The sequence below is a fragment of the Stutzerimonas kunmingensis genome (assembly GCF_021432085.1).
Classification (GTDB): Bacteria; Pseudomonadota; Gammaproteobacteria; order Pseudomonadales; family Pseudomonadaceae; genus Stutzerimonas.
Map to the genome: position 1 here is coordinate 1719649 of NZ_CP090366.1, position 25536 is coordinate 1745184.

The following is a 25536-nucleotide window of genomic DNA, read 5'->3' on the forward strand; positions in this document are numbered from 1 at the left end:
TTTGGTACGTTCAGTTGGTCAATTTCGGCGCCCATGGCTCCGATACTGTGTTGCTGCTCCTTGCCATAGCATCACTATGACTCGTCGCAGCGCCTTGCCTCGCAGCTATGTTCATCCGAACTTGCCTCAACCCACTCACCGCCCAAGCACCCGGGATCAGGCTGTCGGCGCCAGGCATTTCAGGTCGCTGAAGTCGGTGCGCAGCTGCGCCAGGCGCCCGCTGAGGTGGGTCCGCTGCCCTTCGTCGGCGAGGCTATAGAGGTCGGCCACCAGGTCCAATCCGGCCTGCTCGGCACGCTGCAACGCGGCCTGATCGTTCGTACTCAGCAACGCCTCGCGCTCCTGCAGCAGCTGCGCGATGCGGTCATCGAAATCGTCGCGGTGGCGCTGCTCGACCGCGGCCAACAGCAGCTCTTGCCAGCGCTCGCGGTTGCTCAGCCAGCGGCTGTTCTGCTCGTTCAGGGCGTGAGACCAGAGCAGCACACGTTGACGCTGGGCCGCGTTCAACTGGCCGAGCCAGTACTGCAGGCGCTCCTGCATACGCTCGGCGCGCTCGCGAATCTGCCGGTCCAGCGGCGGAGCCAGGTATTTCTCCCGGTACTCCACTCGGTTTTCCTCCAGCGCGTTGCGCAGTTCGGCGACCTGCTTGTCGCTCAGGGCACGCAGCAGGTCCGTTGCGGTGGGGGTGATCTCCACGGCAACGCTGTGCATGGCGTCGCGGACGTCGCGGTACTGTGGTTCGAGATCGCGGCGATCGAGCTGGCCGCCAGCAGTTTCACGCTCAAGCTGTTCGAGGTTGGCCAGCAGTTCCGGCAATTGCGTGCTGCAGTGCCAGGCCAGGTGCTCGCGCAGGCGTTCGCGCAGCTCGTCCTTCTGACGGTTATCGAGGTCGAGATAGTCGTTGAGCGTCCAGGGCACGACCATGTCGAGGTTGCGATAGACCAGGGTGGCGCGGCTGCAGCCGTTCAACAGCGTGGCGCAGAGCAGGGTCAGCAGGAGCAGGCTGGCAATGGGGCGCATCGTCTTTCCTCGAGCGTCGGCGGCTGTTCTGTAGAGCCACGGCAGCGCCGGGGGTTCGGCTGGCGGACCGTTTCGTCGGTGCCGGCGAGCAAAGGCGGCTGGCCTGTGGTCTTCCCTACATGGAGTCGTTCCGACGATATGGGGCGGCCGACTTACCCAGCAGCAGTGGAGAAAAGCCATGACCTCTCAGATCAAGCACCTCAGCGGCGAAGACGTACCCAAGGCTTGGCGCCCGACCTGGGCCGTGTGCTGGGTAGTGGAGCTGAACGGCACCATCGTCGGTGGCCCCTACGCCACCGAACAGGAAGCGCGTGCGGTGGCCGATGGCGACGAGGAGCCGCGGATCTCGCAGACCCCGGCGCCCTGAAACGGTAATCCCAGGCGCCCGGGCCCGTAACTAGCGGGACTGTTCCAGGCAGTGCTGCGGGCAGGGCGCCTGATACGGGACCGATGGCGGTGGCGGAGCGACCAGCTGATTCACCAGCTCCAGTGATTTATCGAAGGATGGATAGCCGCTGCGCGCCACATCCAGCTCGCCGTAGGCGTCGCGATAGCGTTCCGCGCGATCCTCGTCTGCTTCGTTGAGCAGGTACGGCTCGTGATAGATCTTGTAGAGCAGGGCCACCGCATGGGGGTGGCCCTTGCGCTTGGCCTTCTCCAACAGGTCGAGCACTTCCGATGGCTCCGGGCCTTGGCGAATCAGCAGAAGGGCCTGATAGAACTCAGTCTCGCCGCGCCGATCCAGCTTCGCACTGCGATCAAGCAGGGCCTGGGCAAGTTCGTAGCTGTCTTCGTCGCCGATCGAAATCAGAATCTTCGCCTGCATCAGGTCATTCTGGTACAGCAGCCGTTCGGCACGACATTGGTCGTTCCAGTCGCGGTCGCAGGATTGAGTGGCGCAGCCGCCGAGGGTCAATAGCAGGCTGACCAGCAGTGCCTTTTTCATGGCTGAATTGGTACTCCGTTCTCTTTTCGCCAGTATGAGCCGTGCCAGCTTCGATTCGCCAGTGGCGCTTACGTTCGCTCAATAATTGGGACAGGGCGCGCTCATCTCTTGCAGGCCGTAGCGCCTGAGCAGGGTCTGCCAGCGCGCGCTGTGCGGCAGATCGGCGATGAGCTGATGCACGAACTGCGTGGTTTCGGCTGGCAGGCTGGCGGTCATGAGCACGTGCCGGTCGAAGACATAGAGCGGGCGTGGCGAAACATGCAGCGGTGCGTCCGGCACCTCTGTCAGGCTGAAGAACAGCCGTGAGGAGCGCGGCATCAACGCGACATCGATGCGCTGGTTGAGCAGCTTGTTCAGGTTCTGCAGATCGTTGTGCACGTCTTCGCGCTGGATCAGGCCCTTGTCGATATCGCCTTCCAGCGCCCGGTAGAGATGCCCGAGCACGCCGCCCAGACGCAGCCCGTGCAGCGATTTCGGGCCGTCATAGTCGACCGGCTTGTCGTTGTGGGACACGAAGTCCTGGATGTCGCACAGCAGAGGCCGAGTCCAGCTGGCGCCGGCGGTGAGGCGCTCTGGGAAGAACTCCGGCGTGGCCCATAGGAGGATGCCGGGCTCCTTGTCCTCGAGGCGCGCGTCGAGACGTTTGCGCGGCAACTGGGTCAACTGAAAGTCGTAGCGGTCCTGGTTGGTCGGATGCTCGTTGAGCAACTGCACCAGTGCTTCGGAGAGCCCGGGGTTCTGCCCCGAGGCAAAGGGCGGCGAGGGTTGGTAAGCCCATACGGCGACGGGCTCGGCAGCCAGGATGCTCAGCGGGAAAACGGTCAGCAGCAGGAGCATCAGTTTCTGCATCGCGGTCCTGTCTTGAGTGAGTGGCCATCGTGGCGAAGTGCCGCTCAAGACTGATTCAGCAGGGGATGTAAAGCAAGAGTGCTCCGCCGGCCGGTGCTGCCGATGGCGTGCGGGCGCGGCGTCAGAAGCGTTCGTGTTCGCCGACAAAACGCCACTGGCCGGCCGGTAGTTTGGCCATGGACAGGCGGCCGATGCGAATGCGTTTGCAGGCCAGCACCGTCAGCCCGATGGCTTCGCAGAGCAGGCGGACCTCGCCGGGCGCGGGTTCCTTGATCACCAGGCGCAGACGGTTTTCGCTCTGCCAGCTGACCTTGGCCTTGGGCAGGATCTTGCCGCGGTGGCCAATGCCCTTGGCGAGCAGGGCCAGCCCGTTTTCTTCGGCTTCGCCGCTCACTTCGACGACGTATTCCTGCTCCAGCTTGTCGCGCGTGCTGGTGAGCAGGCGGATCACTTCACGTTGCTGGCTGAAGACGGTCAGCCCGCTGGCGTCGGCGTCCAGTGGCAGCAACAGGTTCTGCTGCAGCAGATGACGCTGCAACGCTTCGTTGCGGCTGGGGTCGTCGCTCCAGTGCTCGCTGGCCTGCAGTACGCGGCGGGTGCTGTCGACGTCGGCATCGATCACCAGCCCGGCCGGTTTGTGCAGCAGCAGCGTCACAGGCGTGATTTCCTTCGCGGTAGCGCCGGCCTGCAGTTCGACACGCTGTTCAGGTCGCACCTTGATGAAAGGCGCTTCGACCAGTTCTCCGTCGACCGTTACCCAACCACCCTCGATATACAGCTCGGCCTCGCGCCGGGAACAGCCGAGTTGCTCGGCGAGGCGTTTGGCAAGGCGTACGGGGTCGGTCATGGTGCGCTCGGAGACGAGAAAGGAAGGGGTAGAACGCGGCGAGCCATGATAAAGCCGGCTCGCCGAAGGCGGTTCAGATCACTTCTTGCTGATGGTGATCTGGCGGGAAGGACCGTTGGTCTGGCCACTCACACCGTTGGGGATGGTCTGGACTTCGCCGCCTGCCTTGATGAAAGCGGCCATTTGCGCAGCGAGGGACTGGCTGGTTTCGGTGGCGGGTTCGGGCTTGCGCTTGGCGCTGGTGGTTTTAGTGGCCATGGATCGCTTTTCCTTTAATCAGTCGAACCGGGCATTATACAGATTTGATCAAAATTTGTTCAGGTTTTTGCAGGCCGTCATTTCTTGAAGCGTTTTTGCAACCACTCAGCGAACCGTCTGGTCTTCAATTAGCCGCGAAAGCGAGTTTCTCGACGCCGGATCATCACCTGAGAGGAAGACCATGCTGCGCCATGCCATTCGCACCACGCTCTGTGGTTTTGCCATCGCCGCTTCGCTGCAGGCTGTCGCCGAAACTGAACGTCATTCCAGCGAGGCTGGGCCGGTAACGGTCAAGGAGATCGCCAGCGGCCTTGAAAACGCCTGGGCACTGGCCTTCCTGCCGGACGGCAAGCGCATGCTGGTGACCGAACGGCCTGGCCGCCTGCGCGTGATCGGACTGGACGGCAGCCTCTCCGAGCCACTTGCTGGCGTGCCGGAGGTCTTCGCCCGCTCCCAGGGTGGTTTGCTCGACGTGCGATTGTCGCCGGACTTCGATAAGGACCGCCTGGTCTACCTGACCTATGCCGAGGCCGGTGAGCAGGGCAAGGCTGGAACGGCGGTCGGTCGTGGCCGGCTGAGTGACGATGACACACGGCTGGAGAACTTCGAGGTTATCTTCCGTCAGCTGCCGAAGCTCTCCACCGGGGTGCACTTCGGCTCGCGGCTGGTGTTCGACGGCAAGGGACACCTGTTCGTCGCGCTCGGCGAAAACAATCAGCGGCCGACCTCACAGGACCTCGACAAGCATCAGGGCAAGGTGGTGCGCATCGGCCTGGACGGCAGTGTGCCGGAGGACAACCCCTTCGTCGGGCAGAGCGGCGTACGACCGGAAATCTGGTCCTACGGCCATCGCAACCAGCAGGGCGCCGCACTCAACCCCTGGAGCGGCGTGCTCTGGACCCACGAACATGGGCCGCGCGGCGGTGACGAGGTCAACATTCCCCAGGCTGGCAAGAACTACGGCTGGCCGTTGGCAACTCACGGCATCAACTACAGCCTGCTGCCGATTCCTGAAGCCGAGGGTGAAACGGTCGAGGGCACTGAGCCGCCGCACCACGTCTGGAAAAAATCGCCGGGCGTCAGCGGGATGGCGTTCTACGATGCCGAGCGCTTTCCCGGTTGGCAGCGCAGTCTGTTCATCGGCGCGCTGGTGGATCAGTCGCTGATACGCCTGCAGCTCGATGGCGACCGCGTGGTTGGTGAAGAGCGCCTGCTCAAGGAGCTGGGCGCGCGCATCCGCGACGTTCGCGTCGGGCCCGACGGTTACCTCTATGTGCTGACCGATGCGGGCAATGGCAAGTTGCTTCAGGTTGGCCTGGACACCCAGTAAGTCTCGCCTGGCGGGGCTGCCGGCCCCGTCTTGCCAAGTCACGTCGCGCCAATTGCCCCTGTGCACGGAGCATTCCCGCTCGTCGCCTGTCCCACTCTCATGATGGCCAGCCCTGCCGGCCGTCGCAGTGTGGTGATTTGAATAACAAGATCGAGGGAGACAGGCCGTGGCTGTGGTCATCAGCGGAGTGTTCTGCATCATCGTCGGGCTTGCGCTCGGTGCAGGGGGAGCGAAGGTCGTCAGCCTTGGCGGTACCTGGTATTTCGCCATCGTCGCGGCAGGGTTTCTGCTGACCGGGGTCCTGCTGCTGATGCGCCGCCGCGCGGCGCTTTGGGTTTACGCGCTGCTGATGCTCGGCGCGCTCGGTTGGGCGCTGTACGAAGTGGGGCTGGACTGGTGGCAGCTGGCGCCGCGCGGCAGCATCATCGCGCCGCTCGGGTTGTGGCTGCTGACGCCCTGGATCGCGCAGCGGCTGGGCTGGCAGCACTTCGGTTTTCGCGCCTGGGGTGGCGCCGCGCTGCCGCTGATGCTGGCGGTCGTGCTCTGGGGCGCAGCAGCGGTGTACGCCGTTGGGCACGACAGTCACGACATCAAGGGCATGCTGCCGCCGCCTTTGGCCGAGGCGCCTGCCATGGACCAAGCCGTGCCGGCCGGCGACTGGCACGCCTACGGACGCAGCCAGCAGGGCCAGCGCTACTCGCCGCTGGCACAGATCACGCCGCACAACGTCGAGCGGCTGGAGCCGGTGTGGCACTACAGGACCGGAGATCTGCGCGGTCCGGACGACCCGGATGAAACCACCTACGAAGTCACCCCGCTCAAGGTCGATGACAGCCTGTACCTGTGCACGCCGCACAATCTGGTCATCGCGCTGGATGCCGAAACCGGCGAGGAGCACTGGCGCTTCGATCCCGAGGTGCCGCATTCGGTCAACCGCCAGCACCTGACCTGCCGCGGGCTTTCCTACCATGCAGCGCCGCCGGCCACCGAGGGCCAGGCCTGTCGGCAGCGCCTGTTCATGCCAACCGCCGATGCCAGGCTGATCGCGCTGGATGCGAAGACCGGGGAGATTTGCCCCGGCTTCGGCGACAACGGCGCGGTGGATCTCTGGGCGAACATGCCCCACGTGAAGGAAGGCTTCTACTATTCCACGTCGCCGCCGGTGGTCGCGCGTGATCGGGTGATCGTCGGCGGAGCGGTGAATGACAACGTTCGCGCCAACGAGCCGTCCGGCGTCATCCGTGCCTATGACGTCTATACCGGGGAGCTGAAATGGAACTGGGACCCGGGTAATCCGGATGAAACGGCCCCGATCGCCGCCGGGCAGACCTACAGCGCAAGCAGCCCGAACAGCTGGAGCATCTCCAGTGCCGACGAGGCCTTGGGTATGGTCTATGTGCCGCTGGGTAATCAGGTGCCGGATCAGTGGGGCGGTAAGCGTAGCGAGAACAGCGAGCGTTTTTCCTCCTCAATCGTCGCCCTCGATCTGGATAGCGGCCAGCTGCGCTGGGTCTTCCAGACAGTGCGCCATGACCTCTGGGACATGGACGTACCGGCGCAACCGAGCCTGATCGACATCCAGACCGAGGAGGGGCCGGTGCCCGCGCTGGTGGCGCCGACCAAGCAGGGCGACATCTATGTACTCGACCGTCGCACGGGTGAGCCGGTCCTGCCGGTGCGCGAGGTGCCTGCACCGCAGGGCGCGGCCAAGGGTGACTGGGTCGCCAGGACGCAGCCTGCGTCGGCACTGACCTACGAGCCGCCGAAGCTGCAGGGCAAGGACCTGTGGGGCGCGACGCTGATTGATCAGATGATGTGCCATATCCAGTTCCACTCCCTGCGCTACGAAGGGCGGTACACACCGCCATCGACCCAGGGCACCCTGGTCCATCCGGGCAATTTCGGGGTGTTCAACTGGGGTGGTGTAGCCGTCGACCCGGTGCGGCAGATGGTGTTCAGCACGCCGGCCTATCTGGCCTTCACCTCGAAGCTGATTCCCCGGGAGGATGCCGAGACGACCTATGTGTCCGAGGAGGAGCCGTTCCTCAACGAGAACTTCGGCTCGCCCTTCGCCGTTGAGCTGAAGGCTTTCGTCTCGCCCATCGGCCTGCCATGCACCGCGCCGCCTTGGGGCTACGTGGCCGGCGCCGATCTGCGTACCGGCAAGACGCATTGGCTGCGCAAGAACGGCACGGTGCGCGACCGCTCGCCGATTCCGCTGCCGTTCAAGATGGGCGTGCCGAGCCTTGGCGGACCGATGCTCACCGCCGGTGGCGTCGCGTTCCTGAGCGGGACGCTTGACTACTACCTGCGCGCCTACGATGTCAGCACCGGCCGCGAGATATGGAAAGCGCGTCTGCCGGCCGGTGGCCAGGCCACGCCGATGACCTACGAGAGCCGCTCGGGTCGGCAGATGGTCGTGGTGGTTGCCGGCGGGCATGGTTCGCTGGGCACCAAAGCCGGTGATTCGGTGATCGCCTATGCATTGCCACGCTGACAGGCGCTAGAATCGCCGCCTTTATATTCGGGACCGCCCACATGGCCGCAATCGGACGTTACAACAGCCTGCAGATCGTCAAGCACACCGGTTTCGGCCTCTATCTGGACGGCGGCCCTGACGGCGAAATCCTGCTGCCCAACCGCTACATCCCCAAGGACATGCCGACCGAGGTGGATGACTGGCTGAACGTCTTCATCTACCTCGACAGCGAGGACAAGCTGATCGCCACCACCGAGAAACCCAAGGTGCAGGTCGGTGAATTCGCCAGTCTGAAGGTGGCCGAGATCAACCGCGTCGGATTGTTTCTCGACTGGGGACTACCCAAGGACCTGCTCTTGCCGCACTCGGAAGAGAAGCGGCCGCTGCAGGTGGGTGATTACTGCGTGGTCTACGTCTACATCGACAAGCGCACCCGGCGCATTACCGCCACGGCGCGACTGGACCGCTATCTGGACAAGACCCCGGCGAACTACAAGGTAGGAGAAGCGGTGGACCTGCTGATCGTCGAAGCCACCGATCTCGGTTTCAAGGCGATCATCAACGGCCAGCACTGGGGCCTGATTCACAAGAACGAGGCGTTCAAGTTTCTCCGTGGTAGCATGCGCGAGCGCGGCTACATCAAGGAGCTGCGGCCCGACGGCAAGATCAGCCTGAGCCTGCAGCCGGTGGGCAGCGAAGCGACCGATGCGCTGCAGGCGTTGATCCTGCAGAAGCTGGAAGAAAACCAGGGCTCGCTGGATGTCAGCGACAAGAGCCCGGCCGAGGAAATTGCCCGTCGCTTCGGCGTCAGCAAGGGCAACTTCAAGAAGGCCATCGGTGGTCTGTACAAGCAGGGCCGCATCGTCATCCACCCGGATCGCATCGAGCGCGCCTGAGCCGATCCCATAGCGGGGTGGTCGCAATGACCACCCAGTAGCCGCTACAGATCCAGATTGATCTGCCCGCTGCCGACTTCCTTTCTCAGCGACTCTCCGTTGCCCTCCGCATAGCTCAGCTGCCCGTCGACCAGGCGGGCAGGGGCGGTGAACGGGTGGGCGGTCGGCGGCTTCTCGTCCTGGATATGAAGGACTTCGATGCCGCGTATCTTCAACACGTCCGAAACCAGCGAACGATGGCAGCGCCACCAGAGCACCTCGGCGCACATCATTGCCGTGCGTCGCTGGGCCGCCATTTCCAGTAGGCGCTGCAGACCGCGGTTGAATTCATCGCTGCGCAAATGATCGGCATAGCCGCGAAAGGAGCTGTTGCGCCAGGCCAGGCTTGGCGAATCCTTCAGAGGTCGCCGTCTGCCGCCCAGTTCCTCGATCCATTGATAGTGCAGCCCGTGCGCTTCCAGACCTTCGCGCAAGGCTGCCTCGCCGAACTGCGGCAATCGCCTTGAGCCGGGAAAGCGGCGGACGTCGGCGATGGCCTCGATCTGATGGTGGCGCAGTAGCTCGATCAGCTGCTCCAGCGAGCGCGTCGAGTGGCCGATGGTCCACACCGTGGCTGGCTGAACCATGCCTCAGCTCAGCTTCCTGAGTGCCGACTCTTTATGCATCGCCACATGGTCGGTCTTGTCGCTCTTGATCTCGTATTGCGGCGCGTCCGGACTGGCGCGCCGTGTGCGGCCCATGAATTCGGTGTCGGCGGTGTGCACTCGGGTGATGTGACCGCTGACCCGTCCTGCTTCCGAATTCCAGCTGACGTGATCACCCACTTTGTACTTCTGGCTCATGGTGCCTCCGTTTCGTAGTTCGGTAAGGCTTCCGACAGCCATCAGCCGACGAAGATCGGTTGTTTCCAGCACTTGGTTTTTTATCCGGCACGAAGGGCTGTTTCGCTTCTCCGTTATATACCGTTCGTCGGCAAGCTTCGATAGCGGTTAATCCCTCCAGCGACCACGAAAGTTCAAAAAGCCGACGCTCATTTTGGCGCCAGGTAACCAACTAGGGCGGTTAAACGTAATATCAATTCGACAGCTATCGCCATATGAGTAATGGCAACTTAATGTTATTTGCGTGGTGTGGCGATTTTCTGGCGATCTATTACTGACAAAAAAATTTCCATTAATTTTTCGAACCTATTATAAAGCCGCCACGCAAGACGATTTGCCGGTTTGTTCAGGGGGTGGACGGCGGGAAATTTCTTGTTGAACGGTTCGTTTGTTGTGACACCGCGGCCCTCCTCAAGAGCAACGCCCCACGACTTATCGACCTCCCGTCACTTTTTAAAGGCTCGGCCTTTGAAGTAGTAAGTTCCGGAGAGACTCAATGTCCACCAACCTGTTTTCCGGTGCCCGCAAGGCACTCGTCGCTTCCATCGCCGCCGCTGTTCTTCTGGGTGGCGTCACTGTTGTAACCACGCCTTATGCCGCTGCATCCACGGTTGCCGCTGTATCGGTTTCCGCCAAGATCAACGCATTCACCAACACCGATTGGCTGAACGGTGTCTGGCGCACCGGCGCCGGCTTCTCGATCCCGGCTACCTCGGCAAACCGCACCGCGTTCGTGGCCGGCGTCTCGGTACGACTGGCAGACGGTCAGGTACGCAAGATCAGCCGCGCACAGATCGTCGGCAGCAACATGAGCATCTTCCTGGAAGGTGCAAAGCTGGACGGCAACAAGGTTGGCGCACCGCAGGTGGTCACCATCGGTAGTACGGCCGTTACGGCGCCGATAACTTCCACCGCTCCGGTCACTGCACCGACTACCGTCGCTGCACACTCGACCAGCATCAATGCATTCACCAATACCGATTGGCTTAATGGTGTATGGCGCAAGTCGCCGGGCTTCTCCATTCCAGCAAGTGCTGCCAACAAGGCTGCTTTCAAAGTTGGTGCGTCGGCAAAACTGGCAGATGGCCAGGTCCGCAAAGTTACCCAGGTGCAAGTTGTCGGCGCCAATATGAGCGTCTATCTCGAGGGTGCGGCAGTTAACGGAAGTGTCGTAGGCGCGCCGAACAAGTTGTCGCTGGCTACAACTTCGACTACCAGCCCGGCTCCGACTGCACCGACTACTTCGGTCATCGCCACCAGCAACCTGAACAACTACACCAATACCCATTGGCTCAACGGTATGTTCCGCACTGCTGCCGGCTTCTCGATCCAGGCAAGCAGCACCAATGTGGCGGCATTCAAGGCTGGCGCTTTGGTGAAGCTCGCTGACGGCCAGACCCGCAAGGTGCTGCGCACTCAGCTGGTTGGCAGCAACATGAGCGTCTTTCTCGACGGCGCTGTGATCAATGGCACCACCCTGGGTTATCCGAAGACCATCTCGGTGGTCAGCACATCGACCAGCACTCCTTCGTCACCGGCTCTGACTACTCCGCCGGTAGAAGCAGCACCGGCGCCTGCGCCTACCGCACCTGACACCACCAACGGCAAGCCGCTGCTGGTTGGCGTCAACCTGTCCGGCGCAGGCTTCGGCCCGTCGGTTGTTCCGGGCAAGCATGGCACCAACTACACCTACCCGGCCGAGTCGTACTACAAGAAGTACTCCGACCTGGGCATGCCGCTGGTTCGCCTGCCGTTCCTCTGGGAGCGAATCCAGCCCAAGCTGAACTCTCCGCTCAACGCTGAGGAGTTCGCCCGTCTGAAGCAGTCGCTGGACTTCGCGCAGAAGCACAACGTCAAGGTGATTCTCGACCTGCACAACTACTACCGTTACTACGGCAAGCTGATCGGCTCCAACGAAGTGCCTATCAGTTCCTTCGCTGCGGTGTGGAAGCAGATCGTGCAGCAGGTGGTCAACCATCCTGCCGTCGAAGGCTACGGCCTGATGAACGAGCCGCACTCCACCAACGGTCTCTGGCCGCAGGCTGCCCTGGCCGCCGCTCAGGCAATCCGCACCGTCGACTCCCAGCGCTGGATCTACGTAGCGGGCGATCGCTGGTCGAGCGCCTTCCACTGGCCGCACTACAACACCCAGCTGGTCACCAACCCGTGGATGCGTGATCCGAAGAACAACCTGGTTTATGAAGCGCACATGTACGTGGACAAGGATTTCTCGGGCAACTACTTCGACAAGGCCGAGAAATTCGACCCGATGATTGGTGTCAATCGCGTCAAGCCCTTCGTCGACTGGCTCAAGCAGAACAAGCTGCGCGGCTATATCGGTGAGCACGGCGTACCGGACTTCTCGCCCTCGGCCATCGTCGCTACCGACAACCTGCTGGCTTACCTGCGTCAGAACTGCATCCCGAGCACCTACTGGGCTGCCGGTCCCTGGTGGGGTGAGTACGCCATGTCGCTGGACGTGAGCAGTGGCAAGTACCGTCCGCAGCTGCCGGTTCTGCAGAAGCACGCCAAAGCCGCAAACAGCTGCACCAGCGTCGGTCCGCTGTAACGACAAACGATCCAAACAAGAACGGGCCCCAAGGGCCCGTTTTTGCGTTCCGATACGGTATCGGCTGATTACAGCTCGTCGGCTCGCTGTGACGGGGTGATCGCCAACGAGCTGACCCGATGGTCACCATCGCTGCCATTCCCGCCGTTCCGCTTGTTCGCCCTTCGCATTCCCCCAAGCCAAGCCGCATGCCGGCTGCGTGACAATCACGGGCAGATCGCCACCAGATCTCGCTGTTTCACGTCCTCCCTTCCTGCCGTGCGGCATAGCCGAACTCGTTCCTCGAAGCCCCGTACCGCTTAGCCAGAAACACGGAACTCGAAAATTTGGGTCCGGTCACCATTTATGTGCGTACTGAAATCGCACAGCCGCGGAACCCCGCACTGCTGTGCTTCACGGACCGTGGTCATCCGGCCAAACCCTATGACCCTATAAAAGGTGGACAAAATGACGACACCCGATGAAGAGATCACAGGTTACGGCGGCCAAGCCAGAACCGACGCCAACGCGCAGTCAACGAGCGCTCCCGCTCAGCCCACCGGCCAGACAGGCCAGGCAGGCACCACGCAGGCAAGCAGTTCCGCTTCCGCTCCGAGTGCCGAGGAACTCAAGGCGAAGGCGCGCGAGGCCGGCGAGCAGGTGAAGAACCAAGGCAAGGCTCAGCTGGACAGCTACCGCGGTACGGCCGCCGATGAGCTGGAAAAGGTTGCGCAGAGTGCCAAGGCAGCAGCGGCAGAACTTGAAAACCAGGATCGCACTGGCCTTTCCCATTACGTCTCCGACATGGCGCAGAGCATGGTCGACCTGGCCGACAACCTGCGCGGCAAGAGCGTCGATGAGCTGGTGGGCGAGGTGAACCGTCTGGCTCGCAACAATCCCGGCCTGTTCATTGCCGGCAGCGTTGCACTTGGCTTCGGCCTGACTCGTTTCGCCCGTGCTTCCAGCCATCGCGCTGAATCCACAACGCGTGAACCGACGACCGATTACGGCCATTCCGACGCCAGTCGCCCGCATCCGACTTCGCCGCTCGGCGTGCCGGCAGACGTAACCGCCGAAACCCTGCCAAGCCAGTCCGACCTGGACTCGCGCATTTCTAGTGGCACACCGAGCAATACCGTCGGCGGTGTGAGCAACGCTGGCATGGCGCCGAACACGGGCAGCACCAATGGCGTGGGCAGCAACGGCGTTGGCAGCACTGGCAAAGGCACGAACGGAGGGCTTAATCGATGAACGAACAACGCAACCTCAATACGCCTTACGAACCCGGCAACCCCGAGTACGATAATTCGGTCGGCGGTTTGCTACGGCAGCTGACCCGCGAAGTGCCGTCGCTGTTCACCAAGGAACTGGCGCTGGCCAAGGCCGAGCTGAACGAATCGCTGCGTGCGACCAAGGCCGGTGCTGCCAGCGTCGCAACCGGCGGTGCGGTGCTCCTGGCCGGCTTCATCATCCTGCTGATGTCGGCGGTCTACTTCCTCAGCACCATGATGGAACCCTGGCTCGCCGCGTTGATCGTCGGCGTGGTCGTAGTGGTCATCGGCATGATCATGGTCTCGGTCGGTAAGAAGAAGTTCGAAGCCTCTTCGTTCAAACCCGACCGCACCATCCATTCGCTGCAGAAGGATAAAGAAGTCGTAAGGGGGCACGCATGAGCACGCATAACCAGGTAGACGTAGAAGCACAAAAGGACCCCGACACGCTGGAGCGCGAGATCGACCAGCAGCGCGCCGAAATCGGCAACATCGTCCACGCGCTGGAAAGCAAGCTCTCCCCGGGGCAGATGATCGATACCGCGCTCGGCTACGCCAAAGGCGGGGGTGGCGAGTTCCTGCATAACCTCACCGATACCGTTAAGGCCAATCCGGTCCCTACGCTGCTCACCTCCATCGGTCTGGTATGGCTGATGGCCGGGCAGAATCGCCGCCCGGATTACAGCGATAGCGCTTCGACCGGTCCGTCGATGACCGACAAGCTCGCCGCCAAGGCCTCTGGGCTCAAGCAGCAGGGCACCGGCATCAAGGAAAAGGCTGCGCAGATGAGCCATAGCGCCTCCAGCTCACTGGGCAATGCCCGTCATCGCGTCGGTGACTCCAGCCGGCACGCCGCGGAAAGCCTGCGGCATACCGCAGACCGTGCGCGCGGCGGGTTCACTCAGCTGCTCAACGAGCAACCGCTGGCATTGGGCGCCATGGGCATAGCCCTCGGCGCGCTGCTGGCGGCCTCGGTCCCACCGACCCGTCGTGAAGACGAACTGATGGGCCAGAAGAGCGACGAGCTGACCGGCAAGATCAAGGACAAGGCCCGCGAGGGCTATGCGATGGCCAGCGCCGAAGGCGAGCAGTTGGCCGGCCAGGTCAAGCACGACCTCGAACGCGACCACGGCCAGCCTGCGTCGCGGCCGCACTGATCGCCCGATGCGGATTGCAGTATCGAGGGCGATGGGCGCGGACTTGAGTCCAACCGCAGAACCCCCGATAATCCGCGGCCTGGCGCCGGTGTAGCTCAGTAGGTAGAGCAGCGCATTCGTAATGCGAAGGTCGCAGGTTCGACTCCTGTCTCCGGCACCAATGAAAGCAAAGGGTTAGCTTCGGCTAGCCCTTTTTTGTTTGTGGTGGTTTTGCCGAACCATCCCCTCGTGGTCAACCTCAAGCTGCATTACCTCCTTTCTCGTCCCGCGAGCTTTCAATCAAGGAAGGACTGCGTCGTTGTATAAGGCGTGCTCCCAAATTCCTTCTCGCCAGGCCGGCTAACCCCCGTGGATCTGGACCTGCTCGGCTGTCAGCGGAGTTGTGTCCGACAGTCGGCAGTACATTGACGCTAATTTATTGACTTTGGTCAGGGTTATGCGCCTGTGCACCAGAAAGAATGCGTGCCAGTTCAAGACGGTCGCTGATAAGCGCTGAAAGGCCGGTCGTCCTGCGACGTGCTACAGCATCCGACGCTACCGCTCGACCGACCAACAAGCCGATAAATCGCTTCCTCGCGCGTGCCGGACGGTACGCGGTGGTTGCACGCACCCTACCTTCTGCCATTGGTAACTCCATGACCTGGAGCACTGAGGTACACATGCTTAGAAACATTCCCTTGAGCGCGAAGCTTCTTTTGATCCTCGCGTGTCCTATGCTCGGTTTTCTGTGGCTGGCTAGCCTGTATGTCGCTGACAGCTACGCCACCCTGAGACAAATGGAGCGCACCGTCGAGGCCAGCGTGGCCGCGCAGAACGTAAGCCGGCTGATCACCGCATTGCAGCGTGAGCGTGGTGCGAGCGGCGTCTATCTGGGGAGCCAGGGACGTACCATGGCCCGGCGCCTGCCGGGGATGCGGCAAGCGACTGACGAAGCGTTGAGTGCCATGCAGGCGCTTGCCAAACAGGAAGGCTCGCAGATCGGGGGCGTCTTGGCCTCGCTCGATGAGCTTCAGGCAACACGTTCGCAAATCGACTCGTTCGTAATCAACAGCATCGACTCCGGTTCTCGCTTTACTGGCTACATCAAGGCGTTGATCGGCTTTACCCACGAGGTAGAGCGCAGCGTGCAGGACGTCACGCTTGCACGAGCGCTAGGCGGGCTCAATCAGTTCGTTGAGATGAAGGAGCGGGCCGGTCGCGAGCGGGCGTTGTTGGGCGTGGTGTTCGGTCAGGATCGGTTCGACGCGGCGCTGCTTGCCTCCTTCAGCCGAAACCTGGGTGAATTCTCAGCCTATATGGACGGCTTCCGTCGTGCGGCCTCGGAGCACTTCATCCGTTTGCTCGACGAAAAACTGCAGCAGCCGAGCGCCGTTGAAGTCGCACGTCTGCAACGTCTGGCCTTCGAGGTGCCGATCGGGCAGAGCCTGGGTATCGACAGCGAGCGCTGGTTCGATACGGCGACCAGCCGGATCGACCTGATGGGTGAGCTGGAGCAGGCCTTGTCGCAGGATGTGGGCACGCTGGCCGCCCGGGCTCGCGATGAGGCGCGCAACGCGCTTTGGCTGACGCTCGCCGCGGTGATCATTGCGCTGCTGGTAGTGACTGGCCTTTCCTTCCTGATCATTCGCAACATCAAACTGGCGGTGCAGGATGTGAATCATGCGCTGTTGTCGCTTTCCGCTCGAGATCTGACCGCAACGGCGCACTACGAAGGCCGGGACGAGTTCGGCGAAATCTCGCGCAACCTCAATCTCATGGCCGTCGAGCTCAAGCAGGTCGTCGGCGAGATCAGTAACGCCACCGCGCAGGTGGCCACGGCGGCGGAGGAGTCCTCCGCGGTGACCGTGCAGACAAGCCAGAGCATCGATCGCCAGCGGCAGGGAACCGAGCTGGTGGTTACCGCGATAAACGAGATGAGCGCGACCGTACGTGACGTTGCGAGAAGCACCAGCGATGCCGCCGAACTCTCGCAGCAGCTCAACGCCAACACTGCGCAAGGCCGGGCCGAAGTCGAGAGCACCATCGAGCTCATTCGCCAGCTGTCGAGTCAGGCCGATCAGACCGCAAGCATCATTGCGGACCTCAAGCGTGAGAGTGGTTCGATCTCGTCCGTGCTGGATGTGATCCGCGGCATTGCCGATCAGACCAATCTGCTCGCACTGAACGCGGCTATCGAGGCGGCACGAGCAGGGGAGCATGGCCGCGGCTTCGCTGTCGTTGCGTCCGAGGTGCGTACGCTTGCCCAGAAGACGCAGGAATCCACCGGCAGCATTCAGGACATGATTGCCAATCTCCAGGGCGGGGCTGACCGGGCTGCGCGCTCGATGCAGGAGACGCTCGCCAAGGCTCAGACCGGCTCGAGCAACATCGGCCGTGCCGGGGAGTTGCTGGCGGAGATTGCCGACGGCGTTTCTGCAATCAGTGATCGCAATCTGCAGATTGCCACGGCGGCGGAGGAGCAGAGCGCGGTGGCCGAAGACATCAATCGCAACGTCGTCGAGATCAACGATGTCGCGATTCAGGTGAGCGCCGGTGCGGAGCAGACGGCGATGACCAGTCTGGAGCTTGCGCGCCTGGCCGAGCAGCAACAGCAGCTCGTTGGTCGGTTCAAGGTCGCTTGACGCGTGCGCCTGCTGAGTTGAATCCGTAAGCCCCGGCCGCAGTTGGCCGAGGTAGGGGGAGCCGAGGGGCGCAGCCATACAGGCTGCGCCCTTCTTCGTTATAGCGTGATCGCTATGCCGGCCTGGAGGGTGCGGGGGGCGCCCGGGTAGGCCCAGATGTTGCCCCAGGAGCGCTCTTCGTACTCTTCGTCGAACAGGTTGTTGAGGTTCAGGTTCAGGCGAACCCGTTCGGTCAGCGGGTAGTAGGCGAGCAGGTCGACGGTGGTGTAGGCGTCCATGTCGAACGCGGTGCTGGTGGCGCCGCCCTTGCGGTCGCCGACGTACTTGACGCCCATGCCAACGCCGAGCCCGGCCAGCGGACCTTCGGCGAATTCGTAGGTATCCAGCAAATTGAAGCTGTGGCGCGGCACGTTGGCCAGGCGCGTGCCGGTCGGCATCGAAGCGCTCGAGCTTTCGGTGACTTCGGCATCGACGTAGGCGTAGCCGCCGATCACGCGCCATTGCGGGGTGATGTTGCCGGCCACGCTAATGTCGAAGCCGCGGCTGCGCGCTTCGCCGGCGGCGACCTGGTAGTTGCTGTCGACCGGATCGCTAGTCAGCACGTTTTCCTTGGTGATGTGGAACAGCGCCGCGGTGACGCTGAGGTCGTGCTCCGGCAGCTCGTACTTGATACCGACTTCGTGGGCGATGCCTTTTTCCGGGTCGAACGCCTGGCTGCTGCGGTCGGCGCCGCGGTTGGGCTTGAACGAGCGTGAGGTGTTGGCGTAGACGGCCAACTCCTCAGTGAGGTCGTAGATCAGCCCGAAACGCGGGGAGACGGCGTTATGCGCCTGGTTCCAGCTGCCGGCGGGGGTGAGCTTGTTTTCATAGCGCTGCTCGAAGCGTTCCAGACGCGCGCCGACCTGCGCTGTCAGGCGCTCGGTGAGGGCGATCTGGTCCTGCAGGAAGAACGCGTAGGACTTCAGGTTCTCGTCATCGTAGGTCGTGGTGCGGGTCAGCGCCGGCAGCGGCTGGCCGTAGACCGGATCATAGAGGTCGATCGGGAAGTCGCTGGTCGCACCACCCGAGCGATCGATCTGGGAGTCGTAGTTGAAGTCGTCGAATTCCACACCGAGCAGCAGCGTGTGGGCCAAGCCCGCTGCATCGAAGTGACCCTCCAGATTGGCCTGCACAGCCAGGTCGTTCCAGTTCAGCCAGCGCTCGCTGTAGTTGCGTCCTACCGTGCGGCCATCGGCGGCCAGGCCATTGTTCTCCACCGCGCCGCCGTCCAGGCTACCGTCGAGGTACTGGATGCCGCCGCGCAGCATCCACTGGCTATCCAGCTGGTGCTCCAGGCGCAGTTGCGTGGTGGCGTTCTGGTTGGTCAGCTTGCCGGCACTTTCCTCCCCGAGGAAGCGTTCGCGCGACAGGTCGCCGGCCTGGTTGGGGTAGCGGGTAAGACCACGGTCCATGGGGTGGCGGTTGTGCAGATAGTCGCCTTCGAGGATCAGCGCGGTGTCGTCGCTGAGCTGCCAGCGCAGCACTGGCGCGATGTTGTAGCGCTCACTTTCGACGTGATCGCGGAAGCTGTCGCTGCCTTCGGCGACCAGGTTGAGGCGATAGGTAAACGCGGCGCTCTCGTCCAGTGCCCCGGTGGTGTCCAGTGTGCCGCGGCGCAGGCCGTCGGTGTTCACCTGACTGCCGAGTACCGTGCGCCGCTCCGCCTGCGGCTGCTTGCTGACGATGTTGAAGGTGCCGCCCGGATCGCCGCGACCGTACAGCATCGAGGCCGGGCCGCGTAGCACCTCGATGCGCTCCAGCGTGCTGGCGTCGGGCATGTTGGGGTAGCCGCGGTTCACCGCGAAGCCGTTGCGGTAGAACTCCTGGGTGCTGAAGCCGCGCACCAGGAATTCGGTCAGGCCCTGGCCGCCGAAGTTGTTGCCACGTTCCACCCCACCGGCGTAATCGAGCGCATCTTCCAGGCGCGTTGCGCCGATGTCTTCGACGACCTGCGCCGGGACTACGCTGATCGACTGCGGGGTTTCGTGGATCGCGGTGTCGGTTCGGGTGGCGCTGGCCGAGCGGGTTGCCCGGTAGCCCTGCACAGGCCCGTCGGCGCGCTCGGCTGATGCGGTGACCTGCATCTCCTCCAGTGCCAGCGGTTCAGCAGGCGGTTCGTCGTTGGCCAAAACCACGGCAGGGCAGGTGAGGGCTGGAATCGCGAGCATCGGGAGGAGAAGGCGCCGCATCGAATGATCCTTGATGGAAGGGAGCGAGGGCGGGCATCCTAATCTCAACGAAAACTATTATCAAATAGAAGGTAATCTCAACTGCTGTGCGCTATCGCTGGTTGCGACAGGGCGCAGTGGGCGCAGGTGAGATCGAGTGAGCGGCGGCAGGCACTCAGTACTTCGCGCTGCGCGGATGAGCTGGGCTGGCAAGCGGCACGGCATCACCTCTGGCGGCTGCTCGGCGCTCAGGCCGAGGCCAGGACGACGCGGTCGCGGCCGGCTCTCTTCGCCTGGTACAGCGCTTCGTCCGCGGCCTTGAAAGTCGCGTCGGAGGACGCATAGCGGTCACTGCAGGCGATGCCGATGGAGGCTGTTACCGGTGCGCCGGTCGGGCTTGCGGTTTGCCGCAGGCGGGAGAGCAGGCGCTCGGCGGCGATACCCGCACCGCTGGCGTCCGTTTCGGGCAGCAGCATGAGGAATTCTTCGCCACCCATGCGGCACAGCACGTCAGTGGGGCGCGAGCATTCCTTCATGATTTCGGCGAGAAAGCGCAGCACCGCGTCGCCCACGTCATGGCCGTGCTGGTCGTTGACCTGTTTGAAGTGATCGATATCCAGCGTCACTGCCGCGTAGCGCTGGTCGAGCAGGTCGAACTGTTTGAGGGCCAGCTCGAGGCCGCGGCGGTTACGCAGGCCGGTCAGCGGGTCGGTCATGGACGCCGCTTCCAGTGCGCCCATCTTCTGCTGCAGCAGGGAGACGCCTGCGAGCATCGCGACCTTCAATCGCGAGACCTCGAAATACCAGGAGTTGACCATCGAAATACGACTGGCTGCCTCCGGTGCGCCCCAGTGTTCGGCGGTATCGGCCAGGGCGCGAATGGGCCGGGAGATGAGTATGGACAGCCACCAGAACACCGCGAGCGAGATAAGCGTGAACGGTACCGCGTTGAGCAGCGTGGTCCGCGCCAGTTGTTCGAGCTTCGCGGTGATGGCTGCGGTCGGACGCTGGGCGATGATGCCCCAGCCGGTGCTCTGCATGGGCGCGAAGCCGGCGAGCATGTCCACGCCGAGCGTATTGATGACGCGCTGGCTGCCCTCCTGGCCCGACAGCACCTGCCGGACCACCGCATTGCTCGATACGTTCTGGCCGACCCGCTTGCCGTCTTCGTGGAAGATCAGTCGGCCCTGTGTGTCGACCACGTACAGGTAGGAGCCGTCGCGGTAGTAATGCACCCCCAGCAGGCCGTGCAGTGCGTTGCGCTCGCGCAGGAACAGCGAGGCGCTGATATAGCCGAGGTAGCTGCCATCGGGGGCGAAGATGGGGTGGGTCACCGCGATCAGGTAGGTACCGTCGGTGGCAACGTAAGGATCGCTGGTCAGCGGCTTGCGCTCTTTCAGCGCGCGTGTCGCGCCTACGCTATTGACCTTGAGACCGACCAGACCGGTGCTTTCCGGTGAGGCCGAGACGATCTCCCCGGCGGCGCTGACGATCACGGCCCGGCTGAACTGCTCGCTCTTGAGCTTGAGCCGTTCGGTCTCGCTGTCCCGCGCTCATCGAAGCGCGTCGACAGCACCTCTGCCGCGTAAGCCAGTTCGCGACGGCTGTTGAGAAAGAACTGATCGGTGGTGTCGGCGAGCTTGCGCGCATAGGCCCGGTTTGCCTCCAGAGTCTGCTCGAACAACTGTTCGCGCTGTGAGCTGTAGCCGGCGAAGAAGCTGTTACCGAAGGTCAGCAGGCCGGCGACGAGTGCCAGCAGCAGCGTGAGTTTCTGTAGATCCAGCCGGGACATGAAGCGCGATTCTCCGAATGCGTGCTTGGCGTGCGCCAATGGAGGTTGCTGTCGGGGCTTCAGGCAAGCGGAAGCCAAAGGGCTGGGAATGATACAGGCAGCGCGCGGCTGACGAGTGGCTTCTCATACATATAGAGCTGGCGGCCTGCTCTGGATCAATCGCCTGCTGCCGGTACAACTATCGCAGTATGGCAAATGAGAGGTGCGGGTGTTCTTCCTGATCTGGGCGGCCGCTCGGGCTCCATGTGCTGTGGCGGCCGGCGCAGCTCGGCTGAGCCGATAACTGGCGCTGCCTTGTCTGGCTCTGCCTGTGCTGAACGTGATGGTTGTTGCCCTGGGCGGGGGTGAGCTGACTACGAAACAGGCCCGCTGATGCGGGCCTGTTTCATTCGAGCTAGCCGATGCGGTTCAGCCCTGGTGATAGCTCGGCGCAAGCTTGTAGACCGAGGTATCCAGCCCCTCGAAGCGCGCCTTCAGCTGCAGTGCCAGGTACAGCGAGTAGTGCCGTGACTGGTGCAGGTTGCCACCGTGGAACCAGAGGTTCTGCTGCTGCGTGGGCTTCCACATGTTGCGCAGCTCGCCTTCGTACGGACCCGGGTCCTTGGTGGTGCCGGAACCGAGGCCCCAGCAGCGCCCGACCTTGTCCGCGACGTCCTGGGAGATCAGCCGCGCCGCCCAGCCGTTCATGGAACCGTAGCCGGTGGCGTAGACGATCAGATCGGCCGGCAGGCGGCTGCCATCGTTGAGCACCACGGCATCCGGCTCGATGTGGTCGACACTGAGCCCGGGCCCGCTCTTCAGCTTGATGGTGCCGTCGGCGATCAGCTCGCAGGCGCCGACGTCGATGTAGTAGCCCGATCCGCGGCGTACGTACTTGAGGAACAGGCCGGATTCGTCATCGCCGAAGTCGAGCATGAAGCCCGCTGCAGCCAGGCGGTCGTAGAAGGCCTTGTCGCGTTCCTTGACCTGCTCGAAGGCCTGGCGATGGAACTGCGGCAGCACCTTGTAGGGGATCGAGGCGAACAGCATGTCGGCCTTGTCGGTGGTCAGTCCGCTTTCGACCGCATCCTCCGAATAGAGCGGGCCGAAGACCACTTCCATCAGCGTGTCGGAGCGCACGATATGGGTGCTGGAGCGCTGCACCATGGTGACGTCCGCGCCGTTCTCCACCAGGTCCGCACAGATATCGTGGGCCGAGTTGTTGGCACCGATGACCACCGCGCGCTTGCCGCGCCAGGCGTCGCCGCCGGGATGCTGGCTGGAATGGTGCTGCTGGCCGGCAAAGGTTTCCGCACCCGGATAGACCGGCACGTTGGGCACACCGGACATGCCGGTGGCGAGGATCAGCTGCGCGGGCTTGAGGGTCATCGGTTTGCCATCGCGCAGCACTTCGACCGTCCAGCGGCCCTCGGCTTCGTCGAAGCTGGCCTTCACGCATTCGGTTTTCGCCCAGTAGTTCAGCTCCATGACCTTGGCGTACATCTCCAGCCAGTCGCCGATCTGGTCCTTGGGTGTGAAGATTGGCCAATGGTCGGGGAAGGGCAGGTAGGGCATGTGGTCGTACCAGACCGGATCGTGCAGGCACAGCGACTTGTAGCGCCCGCGCCATTGATCGCCGGGGCGCTCGGCCTTGTCGACGATCAGCGTCGGCACGCCGAGGCGCTTGAGCCGCGCGCCGAGGCCGAGGCCGCCCTGGCCGCCGCCGATGACCAGGCAATAGGGCTGTTCCGTGATGCCCAGCGCGGCTTCCTCGTCGCGGCGCTTTTCCAGCCAGTTGCGCTTGTCGGCCAGGCCGTGGCCGTGTTCGGCGCCCAGTGGCCGGCGGCGTCCGAGCGGTTCCTCGTGCCCCTTCAGCTCGCGCATGGTGGTCAGCAGCGTCCAGCACAGGCCGTCCTTCAGACGCACATAACCCTTGCCGCGGGCGACGTCGGTTTCCAGGCTGATCCAGCCTTCGAGCACGCCGTCGGTCAGGCTCGCTTCGCCTTCGAGCTTCCAGTTGTCCGGCCGGGTGGCTTCCAGGCGGCTTTCCAGCATGTCACGAATGTCGGCCTTGCCTTCGAGGGTGATCAGGTTCCAGCTGAACAGCACCAGGTCACGCCAGTGGCAGTCGTCGGCGAATAGCTCAAGGGTGCCATCGACGTCGCGTTGCGCCAGGCGCTGGCCGAGGCGTTCGACCCAGGCGGCCAGTTGTTCGGTGGGCGAGCGGGTGTCGGTGGTCTGGCGGTCACCGCCGAGGTCGCTGCCGTTATCGGTTTTCAGATCGAACGGAACGTCGTTGCTGGGACGCATGGTGGTTCTCCTGGTCATTGTTGTTATTCACGGGGATACCGTGCTTGCAGGAGAGCAAGCGGCGGGCCAGCAACCGGCGCGCCGCGTCGTATCTGGCCTGGAGTCGTATCGGGACTGCCCGGTCGAGCGTGCGCTGTGCCATCGCCAGTACGGCGGGGGTGACACTCTGTACCAGCCGTGGCACAGCATGCGGCGGCCGGGCGATTGGCCTATGCTGGGCGCGAAACCGCCTCGAAACATCGCGGAGAACAACAAGAATGACCTCTCGCCTCAGTCAGCACGCGCACCAGGTCCTCAGCTTCGGTGACGGCACGTCCGCCAGCCAGGGCCCGGCTGCCGATCCCGCCATTGCGCGTTCCTGGCGCCGTTGCCTGGAGCAGCATCAGCTCGACCCCACCAGCCCGCGCGCGCCCTGCGTGATCGAGAGTCCGCGGCTCAATGAGCATCGCGAGCGGCTGGACCGGGTTATCGCCGTCGCCCACTGGCAGATGAACAGCCTGCACCAGCAGCTGGGCAGCAGCGGCCACGCGGTACTGCTGACCGACGCCAGCGGCGTGGTGATCGACAGCGTGGCGGATCAGGCCGAGCGCGCGGAATTCCAGCGCGCCGGGCTCTGGCTCGGTGCGGTGTGGAACGAGGCGACCGAGGGCACCAATGGCGTCGGCCTGTGCCTGCTGGAGCGCCAGGCGCTGACCATTCGGCGTGACGAGCACTTCCGAGGTCGGCACGCAGCACTGACCTGTTCGGCGAGCCCGGTGTTCGATGCCGAAGGCGGTTTGCTTGCCGTACTCAATGTGTCGTCGGCGCGTGAAGACCTGTCGCGCCAGCGGCGTTTTCACACCATGGCGCTGACCAACCTGTCGGCCAAGCTCATCGAAAGCTGTTTCTTCCTGCAGCACTGCGAGGGCAACTACCTGCTGCGCTTCCATGCCCAGCCCGAATACATCGGCCTGCTCAGCGAAGGCCTGCTGGCCTTCGATGGCGAGGGACGGATCACCGCGATCAACGAAACCGCGCTCAACCTGCTCGCCAGTAGCCGCGAGGCGCTATTAGGCCGGCCCTTGGAAACTGTGCTCGATGTGCGTCTGGATCAGTTGCTGGAGCGTGCGCGACCGCAGCCGGGGGCTTGCTGGCCCTTGCATGCCCATGACGGTCAGCGGCTGTTCTGCCAGCTGCGCGGGCCGCAGCTGCGCGTGGTTGCTGCGCCGCGCCAGGAGCCGGCCGATGTGCCGGGCCTGTGCCTGCTCGATCCGTCAATGCGCACCGGTTTCAGCCGTGCGCTGAAGGTGCTCGAGCGGGACGTGCCGGTGTTGCTGCAAGGTGAGACCGGCACCGGCAAGGAGGCATTCGCCAGCGCACTGCATCGCGCCAGCAGCCGCGCCGGTCGGCCGTTCGTGGCACTCAATTGCGCGGCGATTCCCGAGACGCTGATCGAAAGCGAACTGTTCGGCTATCGCGGCGGCAGTTTCACCGGCGCGCGGCGCGAGGGCATGGTCGGCAAGCTGGAGCAGGCCAACGGCGGGATTCTCTTTCTCGACGAGATTGGTGACATGCCGCTGGCGCTGCAGACGCGCTTGTTGCGGGTGCTGGAGGAACGCAAGGTCACCGCGCTGGGGGCTGCCGCGCCGACCGAACTGAATATCCGCCTGATCAGCGCCAGTCATCACGACCTGCGCGCGCTGGTTGTCGGCGGCGCGTTCCGCGAAGACCTGTATTACCGCCTTGGCGGGCTGATGATTGCGTTGCCACCGTTGCGCGAGCGCAGCGACAAGGCTGCGCTGCTCGATCACCTGCTGGCGGAAGAAGCGCAAGGCGAATCGATCTGTCTCGAGCCGGCCGCGCGGCAAGCCTTGCTGCGCTACAGCTGGCCGGGCAACGTGCGGCAGCTGCGCAATCTGCTGCGCACGTTGGTGGCGCTGAGCGAGCAGGGGCGCATTGGGCTGGACGACGTGCTTCCCGTGCTGCCGGCCGAAATGGGCAAGGTCGAGGCACCTCGTGACCCGCTGCAGTCGGCCGAGCGCGAGGCCCTGCTCACGGTGCTACGCGAACGGCACTGGCAGGTCAGTCGGGTGGCGGAACAGCTGGGGATCAGTCGCAATACGCTCTATCGCAAGCTGCGCAAACACGGCATCTCGCGTAACTGAA

The 25536-nt window shown here is 63.5% G+C and carries 19 protein-coding genes, 1 tRNA gene and 1 pseudogene; 11 read left to right on the plus strand and 10 right to left on the minus strand.

Annotated features, from left to right (window positions below; all coding sequences use genetic code 11):
- Positions 1–156: 156 nt before the first annotated feature.
- Positions 157–1020: a DUF6279 family lipoprotein gene (locus LW136_RS08210; RefSeq protein WP_191122160.1), complete on the minus strand. Its 864-nt coding sequence runs from the start codon at positions 1018–1020 to the stop codon at positions 157–159.
- A gap of 178 nt (positions 1021–1198) precedes the next feature.
- On the opposite strand from LW136_RS08210, the gene LW136_RS08215 reads away from it, so the two are divergent.
- Positions 1199–1387, plus strand: a complete 189-nt coding sequence (locus LW136_RS08215; protein ID WP_014819810.1) for a hypothetical protein — start codon at positions 1199–1201, stop codon at positions 1385–1387.
- 30 nt (positions 1388–1417) lie between these two features.
- Here the strand turns inward: LW136_RS08215 and LW136_RS08220 are convergent, their stop codons facing one another.
- From LW136_RS08220 to LW136_RS08235, 4 genes are all read right to left on the minus strand, one after another.
- Positions 1418–1966: a hypothetical protein gene (locus LW136_RS08220; protein WP_101274243.1), complete on the minus strand. Its 549-nt coding sequence runs from the start codon at positions 1964–1966 to the stop codon at positions 1418–1420.
- Between the two features lie 78 nt (positions 1967–2044).
- Positions 2045–2815, minus strand: coding sequence for an ABC transporter substrate-binding protein (locus tag LW136_RS08225; protein WP_102833270.1), 771 nt, complete (start codon positions 2813–2815; stop codon positions 2045–2047).
- A gap of 121 nt (positions 2816–2936) precedes the next feature.
- Positions 2937–3662 carry an RNA pseudouridine synthase gene (locus LW136_RS08230; RefSeq protein ID WP_041013500.1) on the minus strand — a complete coding sequence of 242 codons (726 nt, stop codon included), beginning with the start codon at positions 3660–3662 and terminating at the stop codon, positions 2937–2939.
- Positions 3663–3740: 78 nt separating this feature from the next.
- Positions 3741–3920 carry a hypothetical protein gene (locus LW136_RS08235; protein WP_014819814.1) on the minus strand — a complete coding sequence of 60 codons (180 nt, stop codon included), beginning with the start codon at positions 3918–3920 and terminating at the stop codon, positions 3741–3743.
- A gap of 181 nt (positions 3921–4101) precedes the next feature.
- Here LW136_RS08235 and LW136_RS08240 point away from each other — a divergent pair, with 181 nt between their 5' ends.
- The 3 genes from LW136_RS08240 (at position 4102) to LW136_RS08250 (ending at position 8625) form a co-directional block, all read left to right on the plus strand.
- Positions 4102–5250, plus strand: a complete 1149-nt coding sequence (locus LW136_RS08240) for a PQQ-dependent sugar dehydrogenase (RefSeq protein ID WP_234174936.1) — start codon at positions 4102–4104, stop codon at positions 5248–5250.
- Positions 5251–5416: 166 nt separating this feature from the next.
- A complete protein-coding gene (locus LW136_RS08245) occupies positions 5417–7747 on the plus strand; it encodes a glucose/quinate/shikimate family membrane-bound PQQ-dependent dehydrogenase (protein ID WP_234174937.1) in 2331 nt (776 codons plus the stop codon).
- A 41-nt stretch (positions 7748–7788) separates the two neighbouring features.
- Entirely contained in the window at positions 7789–8625 is an 837-nt protein-coding gene (locus LW136_RS08250) for a CvfB family protein (RefSeq protein WP_234174938.1), read from the plus strand.
- A gap of 44 nt (positions 8626–8669) precedes the next feature.
- On the opposite strand, the gene LW136_RS08255 is transcribed toward LW136_RS08250, so the two are convergent.
- Complete coding sequence (locus LW136_RS08255) at positions 8670–9251, minus strand: DUF488 domain-containing protein (protein WP_234174939.1); 582 nt, start codon at positions 9249–9251, stop codon at positions 8670–8672.
- A gap of 3 nt (positions 9252–9254) precedes the next feature.
- Complete coding sequence (locus tag LW136_RS08260) at positions 9255–9467, minus strand: hypervirulence associated TUDOR domain-containing protein (protein ID WP_063541423.1); 213 nt, start codon at positions 9465–9467, stop codon at positions 9255–9257.
- Between the two features lie 535 nt (positions 9468–10002).
- Between LW136_RS08260 and LW136_RS08265 the strand changes: the two genes are divergently transcribed.
- The 6 genes from LW136_RS08265 to LW136_RS08290 all read left to right on the plus strand — a co-directional run bounded on the left by LW136_RS08265 (position 10003) and on the right by LW136_RS08290 (position 17103).
- Entirely contained in the window at positions 10003–12075 is a 2073-nt protein-coding gene (locus tag LW136_RS08265) for a glycoside hydrolase family 5 protein (protein ID WP_234174940.1), read from the plus strand.
- 447 nt (positions 12076–12522) lie between these two features.
- Positions 12523–13305: a hypothetical protein gene (locus tag LW136_RS08270; protein WP_234174941.1), complete on the plus strand. Its 783-nt coding sequence runs from the start codon at positions 12523–12525 to the stop codon at positions 13303–13305.
- Complete coding sequence (locus tag LW136_RS08275; RefSeq protein WP_234174942.1) at positions 13302–13727, plus strand: phage holin family protein; 426 nt, start codon at positions 13302–13304, stop codon at positions 13725–13727. The genes LW136_RS08270 and LW136_RS08275 overlap by 4 nt, the downstream gene beginning before the upstream one ends.
- Positions 13724–14482, plus strand: coding sequence for a DUF3618 domain-containing protein (locus tag LW136_RS08280; RefSeq protein WP_234174943.1), 759 nt, complete (start codon positions 13724–13726; stop codon positions 14480–14482). The genes LW136_RS08275 and LW136_RS08280 overlap by 4 nt, the downstream gene beginning before the upstream one ends.
- A gap of 84 nt (positions 14483–14566) precedes the next feature.
- Positions 14567–14642: transfer RNA gene (locus tag LW136_RS08285), tRNA-Thr, on the plus strand.
- Between the two features lie 499 nt (positions 14643–15141).
- Positions 15142–17103 (plus strand): methyl-accepting chemotaxis protein, encoded by a 1962-nt coding sequence (locus LW136_RS08290; protein ID WP_234174944.1) that lies wholly within the window; start codon positions 15142–15144, stop codon positions 17101–17103.
- 98 nt (positions 17104–17201) lie between these two features.
- Here LW136_RS08290 and LW136_RS08295 read toward each other — a convergent pair whose 3' ends face one another.
- The 3 genes and pseudogenes from LW136_RS08295 to LW136_RS08310 form a co-directional block, all read right to left on the minus strand.
- Positions 17202–19331, minus strand: coding sequence for a TonB-dependent siderophore receptor (locus LW136_RS08295; RefSeq protein WP_234174945.1), 2130 nt, complete (start codon positions 19329–19331; stop codon positions 17202–17204).
- A 227-nt stretch (positions 19332–19558) separates the two neighbouring features.
- A pseudogene (locus tag LW136_RS08300) lies at positions 19559–21102 on the minus strand (diguanylate cyclase).
- 408 nt (positions 21103–21510) lie between these two features.
- Entirely contained in the window at positions 21511–23391 is a 1881-nt protein-coding gene (locus tag LW136_RS08310) for an NAD(P)/FAD-dependent oxidoreductase (protein ID WP_234174948.1), read from the minus strand.
- Between the two features lie 257 nt (positions 23392–23648).
- Between LW136_RS08310 and LW136_RS08315 the strand changes: the two genes are divergently transcribed.
- The gene (locus tag LW136_RS08315) at positions 23649–25535 is read left to right on the plus strand and encodes a sigma-54-dependent Fis family transcriptional regulator (protein WP_041013517.1); all 1887 of its coding nucleotides are present in this window, start codon (positions 23649–23651) and stop codon (positions 25533–25535) included.
- Position 25536: the final 1 nt, after the last annotated feature.